Here is a 20,035-nt window from a genome sequence, read left to right on the forward strand (position 1 = left end):
CGACTATCACCTGGCCCACGCCGCCCGCGCCGACCTGTGCCGGCGCCTGGGGCGTGTTGAGGAAGCGCGTACCGCCTATCAACGCGCCCTGGAACTCGCCCAGCAGGGACCGGAACAGCGTTTTCTCGCCCGTCGCCTGGCGGAACTGGATGCCGGCTGACCTGCTGGACACCCCAACTTAAAAAAATAAAAAATTTTTCATCCCGCTGTCGAATTCCAGCCGTCCCGTTCGACTATCTAATGAAGCGACCTATTAAAGCGAGCTAATGAACCGAGCACGTGGCAACAACCAAGGAGACCGTCACCATGAAGTTCATGATTATGCGCAAAGCCGATGCCAACACCGAAGCGGAAGTCATGCCCACCCAGGCGCAACTGGCGGCAATGGGGCACTACAACGAGCAGATGGTAAAAGACGGCGTGTTTGTGGATGGCATGGGTCTGAAACCGAGCCACTACGGCGCCCGTATCAATTTCCATGACGGCGTGCCGGTGGTGACCGATGGCCCGTTTACCGAGACCAACGAATTGCTGGCGGGCTTCACCCTGTTCGAGGCCGAATCGAAAGCCGAAGCCATCGAGCGCGTGAAGCAGTGGCCCACCTGTGATGGCGACGGCAACGTTTCACTGGAACTGCGCCAGCTGTTCACCATGGAAGATTTTGTCGAAGGTGAGGGCCTGGAAGTACATAGGAATTTGGACACGCGCCTGCAGCGCCAGCCCGCCAGTATCTGCGCGCACCTGAATTTCAATGGCGAGTGCGCCGAGGCCATGAATTTCTACGCCGATACGCTGGGGGGCGAAATCCAGATGATGATGACCTTCGGCAATTCCCCCATGGCGGGCGATATCGGCGCGGAGTGGCAGGACAAAATCATCCACGCCTGTATCACCGTCGGCAAACTGAAGCTGATGGGTTGCGACGTGCCGCCCGACCGCTACCAGAAGCCCCAAGGCTTTAGCGTGCAGGTCAGTTTCGCGGACACCGAGCGCGCCCGCGCCGCGTTCACCGGCCTCGCCGATGGCGGCGCCATCAATATGCCATTTACTGAAACCTTCTGGTCGAAGGGATTCGGCATGGTGACGGACCGCTTCGGCATTTCCTGGATGGTCAATACCGATACTCCGGAGGGACAGTAAATGAAATACCTTGCCCTGGTCTATTACGACGAGAAAATCATGGAGCGTCTTTCACAGCAGGAATGGGATGTGCTCAATCGGGAGTGCACGGAGTGTGTCGCACGCCTGACCGCCAACGGCCACTACATTACCGGCAGCCCGCTGTTGCCAACCAGCAGCGCGACCACGGTGCGGGTGCGCGACAACCGTGTCGCCATCACCGATGGTCCGTTTGCGGAAACCAAGGAACAGCTCGCCGGTTTCTACATGCTCGAAGCCAGGGATCTCAATGAGGCCATTGCACTGGCCGGCAAGATCCCCCCTGCCCGCTACGGCTCAGTGGAAGTCCGCCCGGCGCGCGAGCTGCTGGCGGAAGGCAATCAGGCCGGTGGCAATGCCGGCTGAGCGTATTTACCGCGCCTCACTGGACGTAAACGACACAAGGAGAAACGTATGAAAAACTTTATGGCGATTTATATAGGCACTCCGGACAGCATGGAGAAGTGGAAACATCTGTCCGACGAAGAGAAACAACAGCGCATGCAGGAAGGCATGGTTGCCTGGCATGGCTGGATGGAAAAGCACAGCGACATTCTCGTCGAATCCGGCGGCCCACTGGGCAAGACCAAGCGTATTGATCCCACCGGTATTAGCGACGTCCGCAACAACATGACCGGATACACGATCATCAAGGCGGAGTCTCACGAAGCCGCGGCAAAGCTATTTGAAGGGCATCCGCACTTCAGCATTTTCCCGGGCGACAGCGTGGAACTGATGGAGTGCATGCCGATTCCCACGATGTAATGCCGAGTAATACCAAAGAACCGTATGATCTGCCCGCAGCAGCATGGATCGCTGCACGCGGGCTATCCGACCAGACAAGGCTAAATCGCGCGGTTCTCCAGCCAGCCAAATACTGCCGAACGAATTTTCGGAAAGTTAGATCCCCCCACCGTCCAGTGACAGGTGCCGGGTATTTCCACCAGCTGCGCTCTTTGCCCATACATGGCCGCAATGCGCTGCTGGATTTTCATCGGCGTAATGCGATCTTCACTGCCGCCAATGACCAGTACCGGGCAGCGCACGGCATCCGCATTGACCCGGGAAAAACCATCGGGGAACAGGCCGCCGATACCGATCTGGAAGGTGGCCATCCCCGATTCATAGGTGGACAGCTGCAAGATCTGCTGCTGGGTGGCGGTACTCTGCGTATTGGCAATACCGTAGCGGACATTGCCCAGACGCAACTGCGTGACACGCCGCCACAACGGAAATAACAGCAGGTTGCGCCCGAGGGTGCGGATCATCGACCAGCTCCAGCCGTTGATTCCGCCCGGGGCTGCCGATGACAGCAGTATCACTTTTTCACAGGGCGCCCGCTCGGCCACCAGTTGCGCCAGCAACCCCCCCATGGAATGCCCCACCAGTATTGGCGCCACTTCATACGAGCGCATGCGCGCGATGATAAAGTCCACGTAATCCTGCAGGCTGGCGCGAGCCAAGCGGGCCTTGGCGGCCTTGTCGTACGTCGGCTTGGCCTGATGGAAAGGCAATGTCAGCGCCTCCACCTTATAGCCCTGCTCCTCGAAGGCCGCCTTCACTTCCGTCATCGCCACCGCGGTGCCCCACATGCCGTGGATCAGCAGCACTGGCGGCTTGAAATTTTCACCGGTATTCACAACACCATTACCTCGAATATTTATGCCACGGCGTTGAATTCGGGTTCCTGTGCGTCGCTGGCAACCACTGCAGTTTCAAACTGCAGCACGCCATCGTCGACCGGGTCCTCGGTGAGCATTTTTTTGTCCTTGCCGTAGTGCATGGTCACTTTCCACGGGCCATCTCGCCCCTGGCGTGGCATGCGGTCCTTGGCACGGGTCATGTAGCCCGGCGCGAAGCCATCCAGCATACCGTTGCCGCTCGCACTGTTATCGTCATCCACCGGCCGCGCCGAAGAGAATCCGCCATTCTGCATATGCGCCAGCAGACGACAGAGGTAGCGGCCACCGATATCGCTTTTCAGGGTCCAGGGCGCATTGGTGTAACCAAAAATCCACAGGTAATTGGGGATATCCTGGATCAGGATGCCTTTGTAGGTCATTTTTCCCGGCAGATCGACCACGTCACCGTTCAGCTTGATTTGGAGATCACCCATCAGCTGCACATCCAGGCCGGTCGCCGTCACGATCGCATCCGCCTCCAGCTTCTCGCCGGATTTCAGCACTATGCCGTCTTCACAGAAGTGGTCGATATGATCGGTCGCGATATCGGCCTTGCCGGAGCGAAGTACGTCAAAGAAATCCCCGTCCGGCGCCGCACACAGGCGCTGCTCCCAAGGTTTGTAATTCGGCGAGAAATGGCGCATGTCGAAGTCCGGTCCAACCCGCTTGCGCACATGGGACAACAGCAGTTTACGCATGGCGTTCGGCCAACGCTGGCACGCCAGATACAGTCCGCGCTGCAGCAGCACGTTGCGCCGCCGGGTCAGTTTGAACACCCAGCGTTTGGGCAGGAATTTGTTCAGGAATATGGACACCTTATCCGTGTCCGGTACCGCCATGATGTAACTGGGCGAGCGTTGCAGCATGGTGACCTTGGCCGCCTTCTCCGCCATCGCCGGCACCACGGTGATGGCGGTGGCACCACTGCCGATCACCACAACTTTCTTGCCGGTGTAGTCGAAGTTTTCCGGCCAGTGCTGCGGGTGAACGATGTCGCCCTTGAAAGATTCCTCGCCTTCGAAATGGGGGCGATAGCCCTGATCGAAGTTGTAATAGCCCGCGCAGTTCACCAGGAAATTACAGGTAAAGGTCTTGGTTTCGCCAGAGGCCTCGTGCAACGCCGTTACGGTCCAGAGCTGCCTGGAATCGGACCAGTCCGCGCTGACAATTTTCAGGCCGTAGCGCACCTTGTCTTCGAGCCCGAACTCCCGCGCTGTTTCCAACACGTAATTGCGGATTTCCTTGCCCTTGGCCAGAACCTTGTCGGAATACCAGGGTTTGAAATTGAACCCGAAACTCGCCATATCCGAGTCCGAGCGAATACCGGGGTAACGGAACAGATCCCAGGTTCCGCCCATTTTTTCCCGGCGTTCGAGAATGGCAATGCTTTTGTCCGGGTACTCCGCCGCAATGTGGCAGGCCGTACCTATGCCGGAAAGCCCGGCGCCGATGATGATGATCTCATGGTGTATCGCTGTCATGTTGGCCTCTTTTTTATATCTATTGATGACCTGGAAGATTGATATTTAACCATCCCCGTTTGACATTATTGACAGATCGCGACATATTTTTGACTAATCGCGACTAAGGTTCTCAGACGCCTATTCACCAGAGGCCGGCGAATAACCACCCGTGGAGATCACATGCGCAGCCTGATCCGGGCGACAAACCTGTGGGGATACGATGAGCTGGTTAGAATCCGGGGCGGTAATCCACTGCCGTTGCTGGCCCGACACCGCATAGTGCCGGCGGAGCAACGGGATGACCAATCGTTCCTGATGTTCAAGGATATGGTCGCGCTGCTGGAGGACACCGCCGCCGCACTGGATTACCCGGAGTTCGGCCTGGAGCTCGCGGAATACCAGGGGCTGGATATCCTCGGCCCCATTTCCGTGATCGCGCGCAGTTCCGCCACCGTAGGCACGGCGGTCGACAATATTGCCCGCTATCTCCACCTGCACTGCTCGGCCCTCGCCCTGAACCCGACGCTTGGCGAATTCGAGCAGCAGCGGGCGATCAAATTTGACTACCGTATTGATGACGAAGAATTAGGCCCCTGTGTTCAGGCCTACGAGCTGGGCCTGGCCAATGCCATGCAGGTGATGAAATTGCTGTGCGGCGAACAACTGGTGCCACTGGGCATTTTTTTTATGCACCCGTGTGTGGGCAACGAACAGGCCTACCGGGAAGTATTCAGGTGCCCGGTGCACTTCAATCAGAGCTGGTATGGCTTTCATCTGCCGGAATCCGTTTACGCCATCCCGCTGGCAAGCGTTGACCATCAGGCCCGGCAGCTGGCGGAGCACTACCTGAATGCCCAAAAGGCACCCAATGCGAATACCCTTGCAGAAGATGTGGTTCGCCTGATCATAAGCCTGCTACCCACAGGCCAGTGCAGCAGTGATGCGGTCGCCTCGTCCCTGTCGATGCACAAGCGCACCCTGCAGCGAAAGCTCGCCAAAGAAAAGATCACGTTTGAGCAGCTGCTCAGTCGGGAAAGACAGAAGCTGGCCCGTGATTATTTAATGGAACCGAACCTGAAGCTCAGCCAGATCGCCGGGCTGCTCGGCTATTCCGAACAATCCGCACTGAACAGAGCCTGTCGCGACTGGTTTGGCGCTACGCCGCGGGAGCTGCGCGCACAGATGTCGAAGACGAAATAGCTATTTCCCACAGGGCGCCGTCGCAAAATAGCCAGGCTCAGGCAAAATCCTGTTTCGCCATCCACGGAATTATCCGCGCAAACGCGCGCTCGATATTTTCAATGGATGTGGCATAGCTGAAGCGCAGCGCATTGCGGCTGCTCTCGCCAAAGGTATCACCGGCAATGGTGCATACACCGGTCTCCCGCAACATTCTCAGGGCAACATTGTTGCCATTTACCCCCTCCGGCAATGCAGGGAACATATAGAAGGCTCCGTCGGGCACATAACCTTCCAGAAACAGCGTCTGATCCACCAGCTCCACCAGGCGATTGCGTCGCTTCCGGTAGGTTTCCACCACGTCGGCAATAAAACTGCGGTCGCCTTGGAGTGCCGCCACCCCCGCCCACTGACAGGGAGTATTGGCCACGGTGGTGGTGAACATGTGGTAGCGGCGCAACTTGCGGATGGCGCCCTGGCTCGCGATCAGCCAACCAATACGCATACCTGCCATGCTGAAGGTTTTGGAGAAACTGCTGATCACCATCACATGGTCGAGATCGGAACAGCAGGACAACACGCTGGCGTAATTGTGATAACCGCGCTCATCGTAGATCAGGTGATCGTAGACTTCGTCGCTGATCACATAAATCCCGCGATACGCGGCTTCCTGCACGATGGCTTCCACGGTTTCCCGGGGATACACGGTACCGGTGGGATTGCTGGGGGAATTCAGGATGATCGCGTGGGTGTTACTGTCGATCGCATCGATAACTTCCTGCGGGTCCAGTTGGTGATGGTTTTCCGCATGGGTCGGAATAGACTTCACGGTGCCGCCATTCATCCGAATCAGCGGCGCATATAGCATGAAGGAAGGGTCGGGCACAATAAATTCCCGCCCTGGCGCAGAGACCGCTGTCAGCGCGAGATAAATGGCCTCGGTGGCGCCGGTGGTGATCAGGATATTTTCCGAAGTCAGCGCGCGCCCCGAGCGCTCGCCGTAATACTCCGCCAGCGCGTCCAGCAATTCTGGCAACCCTGCATCCATGGTGTAGCCGGTTTGCCCCGCATTTAACGCATCCACCGCTGCCTGCACCACATGTGGCGGTGTCGGCGCATCCGGCTGGCCGATGGACAGGTGTATCACATCACTCATGGTGGCCGCGAGATTCACCATCTTGCGAATGCCCGGCACCGGAATCGTGAGCAGCGCGGGATTCCACACCGGATCTTCCGACTCGTAAAAATCGAAATCCAGCCGGCTCACGAGTGCACCTTGGCGCTGGTATTTTGCCAGGCATTCTCAAAAAACAGATCCGGGCGTTTATCCGTGAGCGGTGCCGCCAGCTGGTAGGCCTGTGCCGCACGCAGCACTGCGGCATCGTTGAAGCGCGCGGCCACAAACTGCAGCCCAATGGGCAGGCCTGCGGCATCAAATCCGCAGGGCACGGAGATTGCCGGTTGCCCGGTCAGGTTGAAGGGATAGGTAAATGGCGTCCACGACGGCCAGCGGGTGCTGGGCCAGTCTTCCGGCACCTCGCGCCCCGCCTTGAAGGCGGTGATCGGCAGTGTCGGCGTCAGCAGCAGATCGTATTTGTTGTGGAAAGCCGCCATACGCTCGCACAACGCCATGCGTTCATTCACGGCATCCAGATAATCCAGCATGGAAAGTTGCGCAGCTTTTTCCGAAACGGCCACCAGTTGTGGATCCATAAGTGCGCGCTGCTTGTTGCCGATACCCCGCAATGCGTTGGCAGCACCGCTGTAGAACAGGTGGCCAAAACTCGCAATGGGATCATCAAAACCCGGCGCCACTTCGGTAATTTCCGCACCCAGCGACGCCAACACCTCTGCAGCCGCGCGCAAAGCAGCCTCGACTTCTTTGTCGACGTCCACATAGCCGAGGGTGACACTGAATGCGATGTGTACCCCGCGCAGCAAATCAGCAGGATCGCCGTGGATCTCCGCGAGATAATCGATATTCCGGCGGGGAATGGCATTGGTATCGCGGCTGTCCGCTTCGCTGAGCACATTCATCATCAGCGCGCAGTCCACCACTGTCCAGGTCATCGGACCCGCGTGCGCGAGGGTGCCGAAGGGACTCGCAGGCCAATGCGGCACTTCGCCGAAACTCGGTTTCAAACCCACCAACCCGCAGAATCCCGCGGGAATGCGGATCGAACCACCGGCATCGGTACCCAGTGCCAGCGGTCCCATCCCGAGTGGCACCGCCGCGGCACTGCCACCACTGGAACCTCCAGAGGTTTTCTCCGGGTTCCAGGGGTTGCGCGTAACGCCATCCACGGGATTATCGGTTACGCCCTTCCAGCCAAATTCCGGTGTGGTGGTTTTGCCCAGCGGCACCGCACCATTGCGGCGAAGTGCCGCCACACAGGGCGCTTCCTTGCCGAGCGTGGATTTCGGGTCGATGGTGCGCGAGCCCTTGATGGTGGGCCACTGCGGTGTAAGAAAAACATCCTTGATGGCGACGGGAACACCGTCGAGCAACCCAAGCGGGTTGCCCGACTGGTAGCGTTGTTCAGATTCGCGCGCGCACTGCAGTGTGATTTCTTCGTCAACCAGATTGAAAGCATTCACCACGGGATTGCAGCGTTTAATTTGGTCCAGCATCGCCTGTGCGGTCTCTACCGGTGAAATGGATTTTTCCCGATAGCCCAGCAGCAGTTCCTGTGCGGATTTGCGAAGCAGGTCGTTCACGCGCGCAACCCTCCCTGTTTATCTCGTAATTAGCTTTTCCCCTAGCCTAGACCCATTTCGCGCCGAATTCGTAAAATGCGGGTAGAACAACCCGCCCCGATGGCATTTTTCCATCAAGAAATTGCTTCGGGCATTGAAATGCCGGCTTTTTCCGCGAGCTTTTTCAAGTCGTCAATGATTGAGGGATACAGTGCAACGCCCGATTCCAGCTGTGTCTTTCTCAGATGCCAGGCGCGCTTGCCTGGAACACGCAGCGGGTCATCACTATCGCTCTCACACTGCTCCCACAACTGCAGTAGCGCTGTGGTCTGCCGCAAAAAATTCCGTTCACTGCCGAAAGCCGCGGGGTCAATAATTTGCAGGAAAACCGAGTTCGCTTCATCGTCTTCACTCACATCGTCCGCACGACCGTAGCCGGACAGCGCCATCGACAGCACCTCTAGCATGGCGGAGAGTGCCGCGCCCTTGTAACCGTGATCGGCACCACCCACCGGCAAAATGCTGCCTCCATCGGCAAAGGCCTTGGGTTCGTCAGAGAGATGTCCGTCCCGATCTTTTAGGTACTGACCGGGCAGCTTTTTGCCCTCGCGCGCAGCGCGGGACACATAGCCGCCGGCGGTTACCGACATGCTGATATCGAATAACAGCGGAAAATCTGCGGTGGGCGCACAGAACGCAATGGGGTTGGCGGAAAACAGCGGGGTTTTACTGCCCTGGGGCGATACCGTGTGTTCCGCCGGGGTCGAACAGGTCAGAATACCCACACAATTGTGCTCGACAATTTTCGGCAGATAGGCCGCGAGGCAAGCGATATGCTGGCTGCGGCGAATGGTAGCGGTCACCACGCCATGCTCGCGTACCCGCGCCAGCGCCTGGTCAATCGCGCGATGTACCACCCAGGGACCCGGCAGGAATTCCGCATCCCAGTTGAAACAGTTACCGCGATCAGCCAGCACGCTTGGCTCGCCGTGCAGCCGTGACGCGCCGGACTGCAGCCACTGCAGGTTGGTGGTTACCCGGTGCAATCCGTGCGTGGTAAACCCCAGCAGGTCCGCCTGCAGAAACGTATCCGCCATAATGTCCGCGCGCGTAGCGTCAAGTCCGGTGGAAGCAAACAGGGCACTGGCAAACTGCTTGAGGTCTTCGGCGCTATAGCGCTGGGACATGCTAACTCCTCATTAATTTTTTGTAGGTCGATTCAGTGATCGGTCACTTTTCCGCGCATGGTTTTTACCTGCCCACGGCGCGACTTGTGCTGTAGGCGGCGTTCGCGCGAGCCTTTGGTCGGTTTGGTGGCCACGCGTTTTTTCGGCGTTTTCAGTACGCTGGCAATTAGTTCCCGCAAACGAGCCAGCGCATCCTCGCGATTTTTTTCCTGGGTGCGAAAGCGCTGCGCCTTGATCACCACGATGCCATCGGAGGAAATCCGCTGGTCACGCAAAGCTAGCACACGCGTCTTGATTTCCTCCGGCAGGCTCGAGGCCATCACATCAAACCGCAGGTGGATCGCGCTGGACACCTTGTTGACATTCTGCCCGCCGGCGCCCTGGGCACGCACTGCGCTGAGCTCGATTTCCGTATCGGGCAGGCGAATATGGTTAGAAACAATCAACATTAAAAATACTCTGTATATTCGCGCAAAGACTAACGTGCTCGATCAACTATGCTCAATGAATTCGTCGTCGTTTCTCTGCTGTGGCGGCGGACGATGCCACCGAATCGCGAAAGCGACAAGCTTGCATACCCCAGGGGATATCCGCGCCATGGATAAACCATTGACCACCCAAAAGGCCCATTTCAATCCTCCGGTGTTTTACACGGCAACCGCCGTGCTCGTCCTGGTGGTCGCCTATGCGGTATTTTATTCTGAGGATGCGACGGCGCGATTCAAGGGCGTGCAGAACTTTATCGTGCAGAACCTGAGCTGGTACTACGTGTTGGTGGTTGCGCTGATTCTGCTCAGCGTCATCGGCATCTCCATCTCCAGGTTCGGCGACATCAAGCTCGGGCCGGAACACTCCAAACCGGATTACGACTTCACCAGCTGGTTCGCCATGCTGTTCTCTGCCGGCATGGGTATTGGCCTGCTGTTTTTCGGTGTCGCGGAACCGGTGATGCATTACCTGAATCCGCCAGTGGGAGAAACCGGTACCGTCGAAGCGGCACGCGATGCCATGGTATTGACCTTTTTCCACTGGGGTTTCCACGCCTGGGCGATCTACGCCATCGTGGCGCTCATCCTCGCCTATTTCAGTTATCGCCACAAACTGCCGCTCACATTGCGCTCCGCGCTGTATCCGGTTATTGGTGACCGGATCTATGGTCCCGTCGGTCATGCCGTCGACGTGTTCGCCATTCTCGGCACCGTGTGCGGCGTGGCCACCACACTGGGTTATGGCGTACTGCAGATCAACTCAGGCCTCAATCACCTGTTCGGTTTGCCGGTCAATCCGACCGTGCAGGTAGTATTGATCGTCATCACCACCCTGCTTGCCACCATCTCGGTAGTCGCGGGGCTCGATACCGGGATCAAGCGGCTGTCGCAGCTGAATATGGTCCTCGCCGCCCTGCTGCTGCTTATGGTGCTGCTGCTCGGCAGTACCGTGTACCTGCTGCAGACCTTCGTGCAGAACTTCGGCAGCTATGTCTCGGTGCTTATCAGCCGCACATTCAACCTCTACGCCTACGCGCCTACCGACTGGCTGGGGGGGTGGACAATTCTCTACTGGGGCTGGTGGATGTCCTGGTCGCCGTTTGTGGGGCTGTTTATCGCGCGCATTTCCCGCGGCCGTACCATCCGTGAGTTTGTGATCGGCGCAATGCTGGTGCCGGCCATGGTTACCCTGCTGTGGATGACGATATTTGGTAACTCCGCGATTCACATGATTCTGGATGAAGGACTGACCTCACTGGGTGAAGTGGTCAGCAAGGACCAGTCACTCGCACTGTTCCAGTTCCTCGAACAGTTCCCCTTCTCCGGGGTATTTTCACTGCTCGCCGTGATCATGGTCATCGTGTTCTTTGTGACTTCCGCAGACTCCGGAGCCATGGTGGTCAACATGCTGTCTTCCCACGGCCGTGACGATACCCCGCTGTGGCAGCGCATTTTCTGGGCGGGAATCATCGGCGCGGTCGCCATTGCATTGCTGCTGGCTGGCGGGCTCAGCTCGCTGCAGACCGCCACCATCGCCAGCGCCCTGCCCTTCTCCATTATTCTGCTTGCGGCCATTTACGGGCTGCTGCGGGCACTGCGCACAGAAACGGCGAAACGCGACTCCCAAAACGCCGTGGTCGCCCCGATCAGCGCGCATAACCCGGTGTCCTGGCAGCGGCGGCTGAAAAATCTGCTGAAGTTACCCTCGCTGGTAGAAGTCCAGGATTATGTACAGGAAACCGGTGAGCCGGCACTGCATGAATTCGCCAGTGAACTGGAAAAGAACGGCTTTTCCGCCCGCGTCGTCCACGGCAAGAACCATTACGTTTACCTGGAGGTTTTCCACGGTGAGGAAGTGGATTTTCTCTACGGTCTTCACCCCAAGGCACATCTGAAACCGGACGCCGCACCGCGGGATGAGGCGCTGGACGATGACATCGACGATGGCGACCCCGAGAAATATTTCCGCGCGGAGGTCTATCTGTCAGAGGGAGGCCAGGACTACGACGTAATGGGATGGACGCGAGAGCAGTTACTCACCGACATTCTCGCCCAGTACGAACGTCATTTGCAGTTTCTGCACACCGTGCGCTGATGTGCTTGCGAGACTGCCAACGCCTGTGGCGGCGAGTCGCAGAGAGCGCCGTTCCCAAAACCATCCAGTCACACAAACTGGCCTCGACTGTAAATGAACTGCTAGTCATAGCCATTGTGCTTGGTTACTATCGAGCAGTTTCTGACCCGCGGCATCGGCCGGAAACGACAACAATAAAAATCTCGAAAACGACTTTAAAAAAATAACGATGAGCGCCTGAACCCGACGTTCCGCCTGCCGGAATCCGAGGTCTGAGTGCTGTTGAGAGGAAAACTTCATGCCAATCAAGCAACACCGCCTCGCGGCGGCTATCGCCTGCCTCACTCTTTCTTCCAGTTTCGCCAGCACCGCAGTCTCTGCCGATGAATCGCCGTTTTCGCAGGTAATCGCCTTTGGCGACAGCCTGACCGACGTGGGCAACGCCGGCATCTTCACCAGCGGTGATAACAAGCAGGCCGCCATCAGCCTGCTGTCGCAGCAACTGGGGCTGGGGCCGGTAACCCCCTCCTGCGCCGGTATGTACCTGTGCCTGCCGGATGTGGATCCGAGCCTGCCGGAAGCTGAAATGCTCGCCGCCGCCCAGGCCCAGGTGCAGGCATCCCTGTCGAATGTCGGCGGTGGCTGGGCCGTAGGCGGCCACCGCGCCGCGGATGTGTTGCTGAATATTCTCGGCACCGAAAGCTATATGAAGTATCTGCAGCAGAATGGCCTCACGCTCGACGTGAGCGCGCACAACTTTGCCAGTGCACTGCTCCCAGACCCTACCCGCGATACCAGCACTGGGCTATACGCCGACCTGAATCTGCTCGGCCTGCTGCTGCAGGGCCCAACCGTGGTAGCCCAGCTTCGCGCCGGTGCGGCACAGGCGGAAGCCGCGGGTGATACAGCTACTGCCGCAGCTCTGACTGCCCAGGCCGATGGGCTGCAGGCACAGATCGACGCGGCGCCCGGCGCCATTGTGGCCGACTCCGGCATAACCGGTAACCCGCACCCCCTTGGCCTCGGCTATCTCGAGGCCAGCAGTGGCCGCGCCGACGGCAAGGCACTCTACTGGGTAAATGGCGGCGGCAATGACCTGTTGAGCGGCTTCAGCGCGACACTCGGTGGCGCCATCACCGCGGAGCAGTTTGGCGCTCGCGTCGGTATCGCGGCGAATATGCTCGCTGACAGCGCACAGGCACTCGCCGATGCCGGCGCCAATTACATTCTGGTTTCCAACGTTCCCGATATCGGCAAAACTCCCGGCATGTACGCCGCGGTAAGCCAGGCGGTTATCAACAGTCCGCAAGCGGCGCAGTTGGCCGATGCAGTGGCCGCCGGCCTGATCACCCAGGAGCAGGCCAACGCCCAGCTGAGCGCCGCCATCGACGCCACTCTGGCGCAGGCCAGTGCCGGGGTTAACCTTTTCAACAGCACCCTGATCGCCGACGCCAAGAATATCGACGGGGTTCTGCTGGTCGACCAGAACGGCATACTGCAGGTATCCATCGCCAACGCTGCCGCGCTGGGTTTTGACGGGCAAACCGAGCAGACCCAGTTCTGCTACGACGGCAGTGGCAGCTGTATCGAGCACCCGGTTTATGGCAAGAACGGCTCCGCCCCAGATGCGGACCGGCTGATTTTCAACGATGCGGTACACCCGACCCAGGCCGCGCAAGAAATGCTTGCCGACTACTACACCAGCGTGGTCAACGCCGCGCAGGTAGCCGGGCAATTGCCGGATATGGGCGTGCAGGCGGCGCGCAGCCATGTCACAGCACTGGAAGAGAATCTGGCCAGCGCCCGCTATCGTCCCGCGCAAACCGGGGTGTTTGTCACCGGGGTATTCGGCAACAGCGACTACGACAACAGCTTCGCTGCCAGTGCCAGCGGTGACCAGACTGCTGCCCTGATCGGCGCCAGCCTGGCGCTGCGCAGCAATACCGAGCTGGGCTTTGCTGTCAGTCGCTCGGATGCGGCACTGGAAAACAACCAGAGCGACGTCGACTCCAGCGCGATCAATTACAGCCTGTTCGGCCGCTTCTATTACAACGAGTTTTTCGTGGATGCCAGCGCCACCGTCACCGATATGGATTACGATCACATCGGTCGCCATATCGCCCTCGGCGGACAGTTCAATGACACCCTGGAGGCCAGCACCAGCGGTAAAAGCCTGACCCTGGATCTGATGGGCGGCGTCAACATGTCCAAGGGCGATGCCCACTACGGTCCCTTCGCCGCTGTTAGCCAGGTGACTGCCGATGTGGACGGTTATACCGAAAATGCGCTCGCGGGCTTCACCTACACCGATGCCGGCGGCGTCGAGCAGGACCCCCTGGGTATGCAGTTTGGCGATCAGGAGCGTCGCTATACCACCATGCGTTTGGGTGCCTTTGCCGACAAAAACTGGGACAGCATCAGCGTCTATGGCCAGCTGTGGTACGAGGACACTACCGGCACCGAAAACGACTCGGTGGAAGTGGGGATCAAGTCCATGGCTGGCAATATGAATGCGATGCCGAGCTACGCCAGCAAGGACGTCGGCCTGTTTGAAAGTGGTGCCGGTGCCCTGCTCGGTCTGCGCTGGCAGGCGGCGGAAGCCATCGCCATCAGTGCCAACCTCACCGCTCGCCCGACCACCGAGCACGGCTCCATCAGCGTCAGCTATCGCTTCTGATTTTTTTCAGTCGCCCTTGGTGAAAACGCCCTCAAACGAGGGCGTTTTCTTTTGTCGTCCGCAAATTTCTGTCATTCTGGCGCCGACTGATTTTCTGGATATTCCCATGTACCTGTTGAGCACCGAACGCCTGCAACTGCGCCAACTCACGGACAGTGACGACGATGCACATTTCACCCTGGCACTGTTGAACGACCCCGACTTCCATCGCTACATCGGTGACCGCGGTGTGCGCACACTGGAAGATGCCCGCGGCTATAACCAGCGCGGCCCCATCGCCATGTACCGCGACCGCGGATACGGGATGTATCGGGTAGAGTTGCAAGACGGCACCCCCATCGGCCAGTGCGGGCTGTTGAAGCGGGACGGGCTCGACGATGTGGATATCGGTTTCGCCTTCCTGCCCGAATACCGCGGTCGGGGTTATGCGCTGGAGGCGGCGCAGGCGGTGATGAATTGGGGGGAATCTGTACTCGGCCTCACCCGTATCGTCGCCATTGCCTCACCGGACAACCGCGCCTCTATCGGACTGCTGGAGCGACTCGGCCTCAGACGGGAAAGGATGATCAGACTTCCCGGCGGCACCGAGAATTTGATTTTGATGGGATGGGATGCGGGTCGTAACAAAACCTCGTCGTGCTGCCGCTGACAAGCCAATCAATGGCTGCTACAAGGCGGGCTTGAAGACCCGCTTTTTGTACCGAGCAGAAAATAAAAAAGCGAGCCGAAGCTCGCTTTTTTATTCCTTATTCAGCCGCGATCAGTGTGCGCTGGCCTGGCCGGCACCGCGAGGGAAGCGGATACTTTCCACCATTTCCTGAACATCGTTAGGCGCTTCACGGGTCACTTTCGCCACGGCGATGGCGACTGCGAAGTTGATGATCATCCCTAGGGTACCGATGCCTTCCGGCGATACACCAAACCACCAGTTATCCGGGGTATTGGCCGCGGGATTGATGAACTTGAAGTACACGATATAGGCCGCGGTAAACAGGATGCCCGACAACATACCGGCGATCGCCCCTTCCTTGTTCATGCGCTTGGAGAAAATCCCCATGATGATCGCCGGGAAGAAGGACGAGGCCGCGAGCCCGAAGGCGAACGCCACCACCTGCGCCACAAAGCCCGGCGGGTTGATTCCCAGGTAGCCAGCGATACAGATGGCCACCGCCGCCGCCGAACGGGCATACAACAGTTCCTTTTTCTCGCTAATATTCGGCATCAGGTTGCGCTTCAGCAAATCGTGGGAAATCGAAGTCGAAATCACCAGCAGCAGCCCCGCAGACGTGGACAGTGCGGCAGCCACACCACCGGCTGCGACCAGTGCAATCACCCATGCCGGCAGGTTGGCAATTTCCGGGTTTGCCAGCACCATGATGTCGCGGTCGACAGTCATCTCGTTGCGCTCATCACCGGAGTAGTACATGTTGCCATCGGCATTCTTGTCTTCCCACTTGATCAGGCCGGTCTCTTCCCAGTTGGTAACCCAGCTTGGCGCTTCCGCATGTGGCGTACCCTGGCCGTCGGTGCCGTTGATGGTGTCGATCATGTTCACCCGTGCGAAGGTGGCGATGGCCGGTGCAGTGGTATATAGCAGCGCGATAAACAGCAGCGCCCAACCGGCAGACTTGCGCGCATCGCGCACTTTCGGCACGGTGAAGAAGCGCACGATCACGTGCGGCAGACCCGCGGTACCCACCATCAGCGCGGCGGTGATGAAGAACACATCAATGGTACTTTTCGTACCCGAGGTGTACTCCGCAAACCCAAGCTCGGTGGAAAGGCCGTCAAGTTTGTCCAGCAGATAGGTGCCGTCTGACAGGGTTGCACCAAAGCCCAACTGCGGGAACACGTGGCCGGTCATCATGATGGAGATGAAGATCGCCGGCACCATGTAGGCAAAGATCAGCACGCAGTACTGCGCCACCTGGGTGTAGGTGATGCCCTTCATTCCGCCGAGCACTGCGTAGAAGAACACCACGCCCATGCCGATGATGACGCCGGTGGTGATGTCCACTTCCAGGAAGCGGGAGAACACCACACCCACACCGCGCATCTGCCCGGCCACATAGGTAAAGCACACAAAGATGGCACAGATCACTGCCACCGTGCGCGCGGCCTGGGAGTAGTAGCGGTCACCGATAAAGTCCGGCACGGTAAATTTGCCGAATTTACGCAGGTAGGGGGCAAGGCACAGCGCCAGCAGCACGTAGCCACCGGTCCAGCCCAGCAGGTACACGGCACCGTCGTAACCCATGAAGGAAATCAGGCCGGCCATGGAAATAAACGAGGCCGCCGACATCCAGTCCGCTGCGGTCGCCATACCGTTGGCCACCGGGTGCACACCGCCACCGGCCACGTAAAAGTCATTGGTGGAGCCGGCTCTCGCCCACAGGGCGATGGCGATATAGAGAACGAATGTTCCACCGACAATCAGGAAAGTAAGGCTCTGTACGTCCATGGCTCAGTGACCTCCCTGCAGTTGTTGCGCTTTGGGTTCTGCCGCGGCGACATCGGCCTGCTCTGCGGACTCATCGTCCTCGTACACACCGTATTTGCGATCCAGCTGATTCATTTTGTACACGTAGACAAAAATCAGCGCGAGGAATACATAGATGGCGCCCTGCTGGGCAAACCAGAATCCGAGCTTGAAACCGCCCATGCGGATCTGGTTCAGCTCGTCGACAAACAATATGCCGCAGCCGAACGAAACCACAAACCACACCACCAGCAAGCTGAACATCAGCTTCAGGTTCTCTCGCCAGTAATCACTGGCCTTCTGTTTATTCTCAAAACTCATCGTCTTCGCTCCACATTTATTGTTAGATCATCGGAATCGAACTTGCACCTATCTGTGCCGGGAGCGCCCCGCCCCCGGAAACATCAGAATACGTACTGTACGGAAAACTGCATCCGCTGAAGCTCCCCTTCATCGTCCGCCAGTAATCCACTCACGTTTTCCACTTCCTTGCTGGCGAGAATATATTCGCCACCCAGCGTCATTTTGGGTATCGGTGAATACATCAGGTTGAGCTGCAAGCTCTGGTACGCAGACGGCGTCATGTCGGACACCGTATCCGGGTTGTCCGCCGCAGTAGCGGAGAGCACCAGGTTGCTGCGCCAGCGGTCGCTCCAGAAATGCCGCAGGGCGATAAACCCACCGTGCTGATCGATCAGTTCGATATCGCCGCTTACCGGATCAATAATGCCACCGCGGTAGCTGTTCAAACCGAGGTAACGACCCAGCGCATTGCCGTAGCTATACATAAAGCGCAGGTCGTCGCGCCCCAGTTGCCACTTACCCGCCAGGCTGATCGCATAGCCCTGCTCGGATTCATTACTGCCATCCACGCGATCGTAGGCCAGCTCGCGGCTCATGGAGGCAATGGAATATTTGAGCTCACCAAGGCTGTTGTCGTAACGCAGGATCAGATCGGGGCGACTGTTGTCGTCGTAGGGATTCTCGGCGCCGTTGTAGAGCGTGGTCGCCGGGTTTTCCGCGGCCAGCTGCAGACTGCCACTGCCGAGCCCCTGGGTGTAGCGAATCTGTGGTTGCCGCTCGAAAACCGTGCCCACAGGGCCAACGAAATCCAGGCCTTCCGGCAGTGTGCCCACATTGAAAAAGGTGGACCAGGCCTGGCCCGCCAGCAGGCTGCGGTTATCGTCCATTTTCCAGTTCACATAGGCGTGGCGCAGGCGCTGGGCATAGGAGTTACTAATGCGCTCGTCGCCCTGGTTGCCCGCCATGGCATCGATCTCGATATGGGTATCCACGCTGCCGGCGCCCGCCTCGGTGGAGGATTTGAAAAACAGGCGGGTGGATTTGGCATGGGCGTTGTAATGCACATCACCGCTTTCACCGCCGATGGGAATGGTGGATGGCACCAGGAAATCTTCCCCGAGCGCCGCGGTTGCGGAACTGCCATCGGAGTAATCACTGAAGATACTGTCCAGTTTGACGTAGCCGCCGATCTGGATACTGGTATTGCCGAAGGTCGTGGTTTTGGGGGGCTCCGGGTTTTCCACCACCGGCTTATCGCTGGAAGCCTGGTTTGCGGCGAGTTGATCCACCTGTGCCTGCAGCTCGGCAATGCGCTGCTGCAACTGCTCTGCGGTCATCTGTTCGGTCTCCGCCACAGCCAGTGCGGGCAGACCATTCACCATCGCTGCCAGCGCCACCGCGCCGGCCAGTTTGCTTTTTATTATTTTTACTGACATAGCCGTTGTCCTTGCCGTTGTTTGTTGGGTTTGGAGTGAGCAGATCCAAGCAAACAACTTCGCGGAGCACTCTGGTATTAACCATTGGTCTAAATTGGCAGTCAATTTCGACCAATGTCTAAGTGCCCAACTGGTACGCTGAGATAGTACCCGTCCTCCTATTCCACCGCCTTTCGACTTTTGTCTAATACGAACTCTCACAGTCCCGGTGCCAGAATGCACAGCATAAGAATTTGCACTGATGAGAGGCCGACCCGTGACCAGTAAATCAGATATCTATCCCGTACCCGCAAGCTACGCCGCCCATTCGCTGCTGAATGAAGACGGCTACATCGAAATGTACAACCGCTCTATCCAGGATCCGGATGCTTTCTGGCGTGCACAGGCCCAGCGCATCGACTGGATCGAGCCGTTTACCCAAGTGAAGGATGTCTCTTTCGCCAAGGACGACCTGCACATCCGCTGGTTCGCCGACGGCAAGCTGAATGTGGCCGCCAACTGCCTGGACCGTCACCTGGAAAAACACGGTGACGATACCGCCATCCTGTGGGTGGGTGACGAGCCCGGTACTTCCCGCGAGATCAGCTACCGCGAACTGCACCGGGACGTCTGCCGCTTTGCCAACGGCCTGAAAAGCCTCGGGGTGAAAAAAGGCGATGTGGTGACCATCTACATGCCGATGGTGCCGGAAGCAGCGGTCGCCATGCTCGCCTGTGCCCGCATCGGCGCCGTGCACTCGGTGGTATTTGCCGGCTTCTCCCCGGAAGCGCTCGCCGGGCGCATGGACGACGGCCAGTCCCGCACCCTGATCACCGCCAACGCCGGCCGCCGCGGCGGTCGCTCGGTGCCGCTGAAGCAGAACGTCGACAAGGCGGTGGCCCTGTGCAAGGAAACCACCGTGGAAAACGTGGTGGTGTTCAACTACACCGACGATTCCACTGACTGGAACCCGGCCATCGACCGCGACTACGCGGAACTGGTGGCAGCGCAGAGTTACGATTGCCCGGCAGAGGTGATGGGAGCGGAAGACCCGCTGTTTATCCTCTACACCTCCGGCTCCACCGGCAAACCGAAAGGCGTACTGCACACCAGTGGCGGTTACATCACCTACGCCTCACTGACCCACGAATACGTGTTCGACTACCGCCGCGGCGAACGCTACTGGTGCGCCGCGGATATCGGCTGGATTACCGGCCACAGCTACATCCTTTA

18 protein-coding genes are annotated in these 20,035 nt (G+C 58.6%); 9 read left to right on the forward strand and 9 right to left on the reverse strand.

Annotated elements, in window-relative coordinates:
* The first annotated feature begins 10 nt into the window (after positions 1-10).
* The 4 genes from VIL80_RS16760 (at position 11) to VIL80_RS15865 (ending at position 1,923) form a co-directional block, all read left to right on the forward strand.
* Positions 11-160, forward strand: coding sequence for a tetratricopeptide repeat protein (locus VIL80_RS16760; RefSeq protein ID WP_349257180.1), 150 nt, complete (start codon positions 11-13; stop codon positions 158-160).
* Positions 161-306: 146 nt separating this feature from the next.
* A complete protein-coding gene (locus tag VIL80_RS15855) occupies positions 307-1,140 on the forward strand; it encodes a YciI family protein (RefSeq protein WP_332037062.1) in 834 nt (277 codons plus the stop codon).
* The gene (locus tag VIL80_RS15860) at positions 1,141-1,524 is read left to right on the forward strand and encodes a YciI family protein (RefSeq protein ID WP_332037063.1); all 384 of its coding nucleotides are present in this window, start codon (positions 1,141-1,143) and stop codon (positions 1,522-1,524) included. It begins immediately after the preceding gene.
* A 48-nt stretch (positions 1,525-1,572) separates the two neighbouring features.
* Positions 1,573-1,923 carry a YciI family protein gene (locus tag VIL80_RS15865; RefSeq protein ID WP_332037064.1) on the forward strand — a complete coding sequence of 117 codons (351 nt, stop codon included), beginning with the start codon at positions 1,573-1,575 and terminating at the stop codon, positions 1,921-1,923.
* Positions 1,924-2,003: 80 nt separating this feature from the next.
* Here VIL80_RS15865 and VIL80_RS15870 read toward each other — a convergent pair whose 3' ends face one another.
* Together VIL80_RS15870 and VIL80_RS15875 are read right to left on the reverse strand one after the other, a co-directional pair.
* A complete protein-coding gene (locus VIL80_RS15870; RefSeq protein ID WP_332037065.1) occupies positions 2,004-2,798 on the reverse strand; it encodes an alpha/beta hydrolase in 795 nt (264 codons plus the stop codon).
* Between the two features lie 20 nt (positions 2,799-2,818).
* Positions 2,819-4,321 carry a flavin-containing monooxygenase gene (locus VIL80_RS15875; protein WP_332037066.1) on the reverse strand — a complete coding sequence of 501 codons (1,503 nt, stop codon included), beginning with the start codon at positions 4,319-4,321 and terminating at the stop codon, positions 2,819-2,821.
* Positions 4,322-4,483: 162 nt separating this feature from the next.
* On the opposite strand from VIL80_RS15875, the gene VIL80_RS15880 reads away from it, so the two are divergent.
* Positions 4,484-5,503, forward strand: coding sequence for an AraC family transcriptional regulator (locus VIL80_RS15880; protein WP_332037067.1), 1,020 nt, complete (start codon positions 4,484-4,486; stop codon positions 5,501-5,503).
* 37 nt (positions 5,504-5,540) lie between these two features.
* On the opposite strand, the gene VIL80_RS15885 is transcribed toward VIL80_RS15880, so the two are convergent.
* The 4 genes from VIL80_RS15885 to arfB all read right to left on the reverse strand — a co-directional run bounded on the left by VIL80_RS15885 (position 5,541) and on the right by arfB (position 9,815).
* Entirely contained in the window at positions 5,541-6,749 is a 1,209-nt protein-coding gene (locus VIL80_RS15885) for a pyridoxal phosphate-dependent aminotransferase (protein ID WP_332037068.1), read from the reverse strand.
* Positions 6,746-8,200 (reverse strand): amidase, encoded by a 1,455-nt coding sequence (locus VIL80_RS15890; RefSeq protein WP_332037069.1) that lies wholly within the window; start codon positions 8,198-8,200, stop codon positions 6,746-6,748. Before VIL80_RS15890 ends, VIL80_RS15885 begins: the two co-directional genes overlap by 4 nt.
* 113 nt (positions 8,201-8,313) lie before the next feature.
* Positions 8,314-9,366, reverse strand: a complete 1,053-nt coding sequence (locus tag VIL80_RS15895; RefSeq protein ID WP_332037070.1) for an Ldh family oxidoreductase — start codon at positions 9,364-9,366, stop codon at positions 8,314-8,316.
* A gap of 32 nt (positions 9,367-9,398) precedes the next feature.
* Positions 9,399-9,815, reverse strand: a complete 417-nt coding sequence (arfB, locus tag VIL80_RS15900; RefSeq protein ID WP_332037071.1) for an alternative ribosome rescue aminoacyl-tRNA hydrolase ArfB — start codon at positions 9,813-9,815, stop codon at positions 9,399-9,401.
* Between the two features lie 148 nt (positions 9,816-9,963).
* Between arfB and VIL80_RS15905 the strand changes: the two genes are divergently transcribed.
* From VIL80_RS15905 to VIL80_RS15915, 3 genes are all read left to right on the forward strand, one after another.
* Positions 9,964-11,949: a BCCT family transporter gene (locus VIL80_RS15905; protein ID WP_332037072.1), complete on the forward strand. Its 1,986-nt coding sequence runs from the start codon at positions 9,964-9,966 to the stop codon at positions 11,947-11,949.
* Between the two features lie 277 nt (positions 11,950-12,226).
* Positions 12,227-14,605 (forward strand): autotransporter outer membrane beta-barrel domain-containing protein, encoded by a 2,379-nt coding sequence (locus VIL80_RS15910; protein ID WP_332037073.1) that lies wholly within the window; start codon positions 12,227-12,229, stop codon positions 14,603-14,605.
* 106 nt (positions 14,606-14,711) lie between these two features.
* Positions 14,712-15,254, forward strand: a complete 543-nt coding sequence (locus tag VIL80_RS15915; RefSeq protein ID WP_332037074.1) for a GNAT family N-acetyltransferase — start codon at positions 14,712-14,714, stop codon at positions 15,252-15,254.
* A gap of 111 nt (positions 15,255-15,365) precedes the next feature.
* Here VIL80_RS15915 and VIL80_RS15920 read toward each other — a convergent pair whose 3' ends face one another.
* From VIL80_RS15920 to VIL80_RS15930, 3 genes are all read right to left on the reverse strand, one after another.
* Positions 15,366-17,066: a sodium:solute symporter family protein gene (locus VIL80_RS15920; protein WP_332037075.1), complete on the reverse strand. Its 1,701-nt coding sequence runs from the start codon at positions 17,064-17,066 to the stop codon at positions 15,366-15,368.
* Positions 17,067-17,069: 3 nt separating this feature from the next.
* Entirely contained in the window at positions 17,070-17,405 is a 336-nt protein-coding gene (locus VIL80_RS15925) for a DUF4212 domain-containing protein (RefSeq protein WP_349257179.1), read from the reverse strand.
* A gap of 83 nt (positions 17,406-17,488) precedes the next feature.
* The gene (locus tag VIL80_RS15930; RefSeq protein ID WP_332037076.1) at positions 17,489-18,823 is read right to left on the reverse strand and encodes a DcaP family trimeric outer membrane transporter; all 1,335 of its coding nucleotides are present in this window, start codon (positions 18,821-18,823) and stop codon (positions 17,489-17,491) included.
* A gap of 256 nt (positions 18,824-19,079) precedes the next feature.
* Here VIL80_RS15930 and VIL80_RS15935 point away from each other — a divergent pair.
* The coding region (locus tag VIL80_RS15935; protein ID WP_332037077.1) for an AMP-binding protein at positions 19,080-20,035 on the forward strand (956 nt) is incomplete at its 3' end.

Origin of the sequence: Microbulbifer sp., from assembly GCF_036563125.1 — a bacterium.
Classification (GTDB): Bacteria; Pseudomonadota; Gammaproteobacteria; order Pseudomonadales; family Cellvibrionaceae; genus Microbulbifer.

What these genes read in the sequence shown, in the direction of transcription:
- VIL80_RS15920 (WP_332037075.1), bottom strand. Translation starts at nt 17,066, where the DNA reads ATGGACGTACAGAGCCTTACTTTCCTGATTGTCGGTGGAACATTCGTT.
- VIL80_RS15905 (WP_332037072.1), top strand. Translation starts at nt 9,964, where the DNA reads ATGGATAAACCATTGACCACCCAAAAGGCCCATTTCAATCCTCCGGTG.
- VIL80_RS15855 (WP_332037062.1), top strand. Translation starts at nt 307, where the DNA reads ATGAAGTTCATGATTATGCGCAAAGCCGATGCCAACACCGAAGCGGAA.
- VIL80_RS15860 (WP_332037063.1), top strand. Translation starts at nt 1,141, where the DNA reads ATGAAATACCTTGCCCTGGTCTATTACGACGAGAAAATCATGGAGCGT.
- VIL80_RS15875 (WP_332037066.1), bottom strand. Translation starts at nt 4,321, where the DNA reads ATGACAGCGATACACCATGAGATCATCATCATCGGCGCCGGGCTTTCC.
- VIL80_RS15925 (WP_349257179.1), bottom strand. Translation starts at nt 17,405, where the DNA reads ATGAGTTTTGAGAATAAACAGAAGGCCAGTGATTACTGGCGAGAGAAC.
- VIL80_RS15880 (WP_332037067.1), top strand. Translation starts at nt 4,484, where the DNA reads ATGCGCAGCCTGATCCGGGCGACAAACCTGTGGGGATACGATGAGCTG.
- arfB (WP_332037071.1), bottom strand. Translation starts at nt 9,815, where the DNA reads ATGTTGATTGTTTCTAACCATATTCGCCTGCCCGATACGGAAATCGAG.
- VIL80_RS15930 (WP_332037076.1), bottom strand. Translation starts at nt 18,823, where the DNA reads ATGTCAGTAAAAATAATAAAAAGCAAACTGGCCGGCGCGGTGGCGCTG.
- VIL80_RS15910 (WP_332037073.1), top strand. Translation starts at nt 12,227, where the DNA reads ATGCCAATCAAGCAACACCGCCTCGCGGCGGCTATCGCCTGCCTCACT.
- VIL80_RS15865 (WP_332037064.1), top strand. Translation starts at nt 1,573, where the DNA reads ATGAAAAACTTTATGGCGATTTATATAGGCACTCCGGACAGCATGGAG.
- VIL80_RS15895 (WP_332037070.1), bottom strand. Translation starts at nt 9,366, where the DNA reads ATGTCCCAGCGCTATAGCGCCGAAGACCTCAAGCAGTTTGCCAGTGCC.
- VIL80_RS15915 (WP_332037074.1), top strand. Translation starts at nt 14,712, where the DNA reads ATGTACCTGTTGAGCACCGAACGCCTGCAACTGCGCCAACTCACGGAC.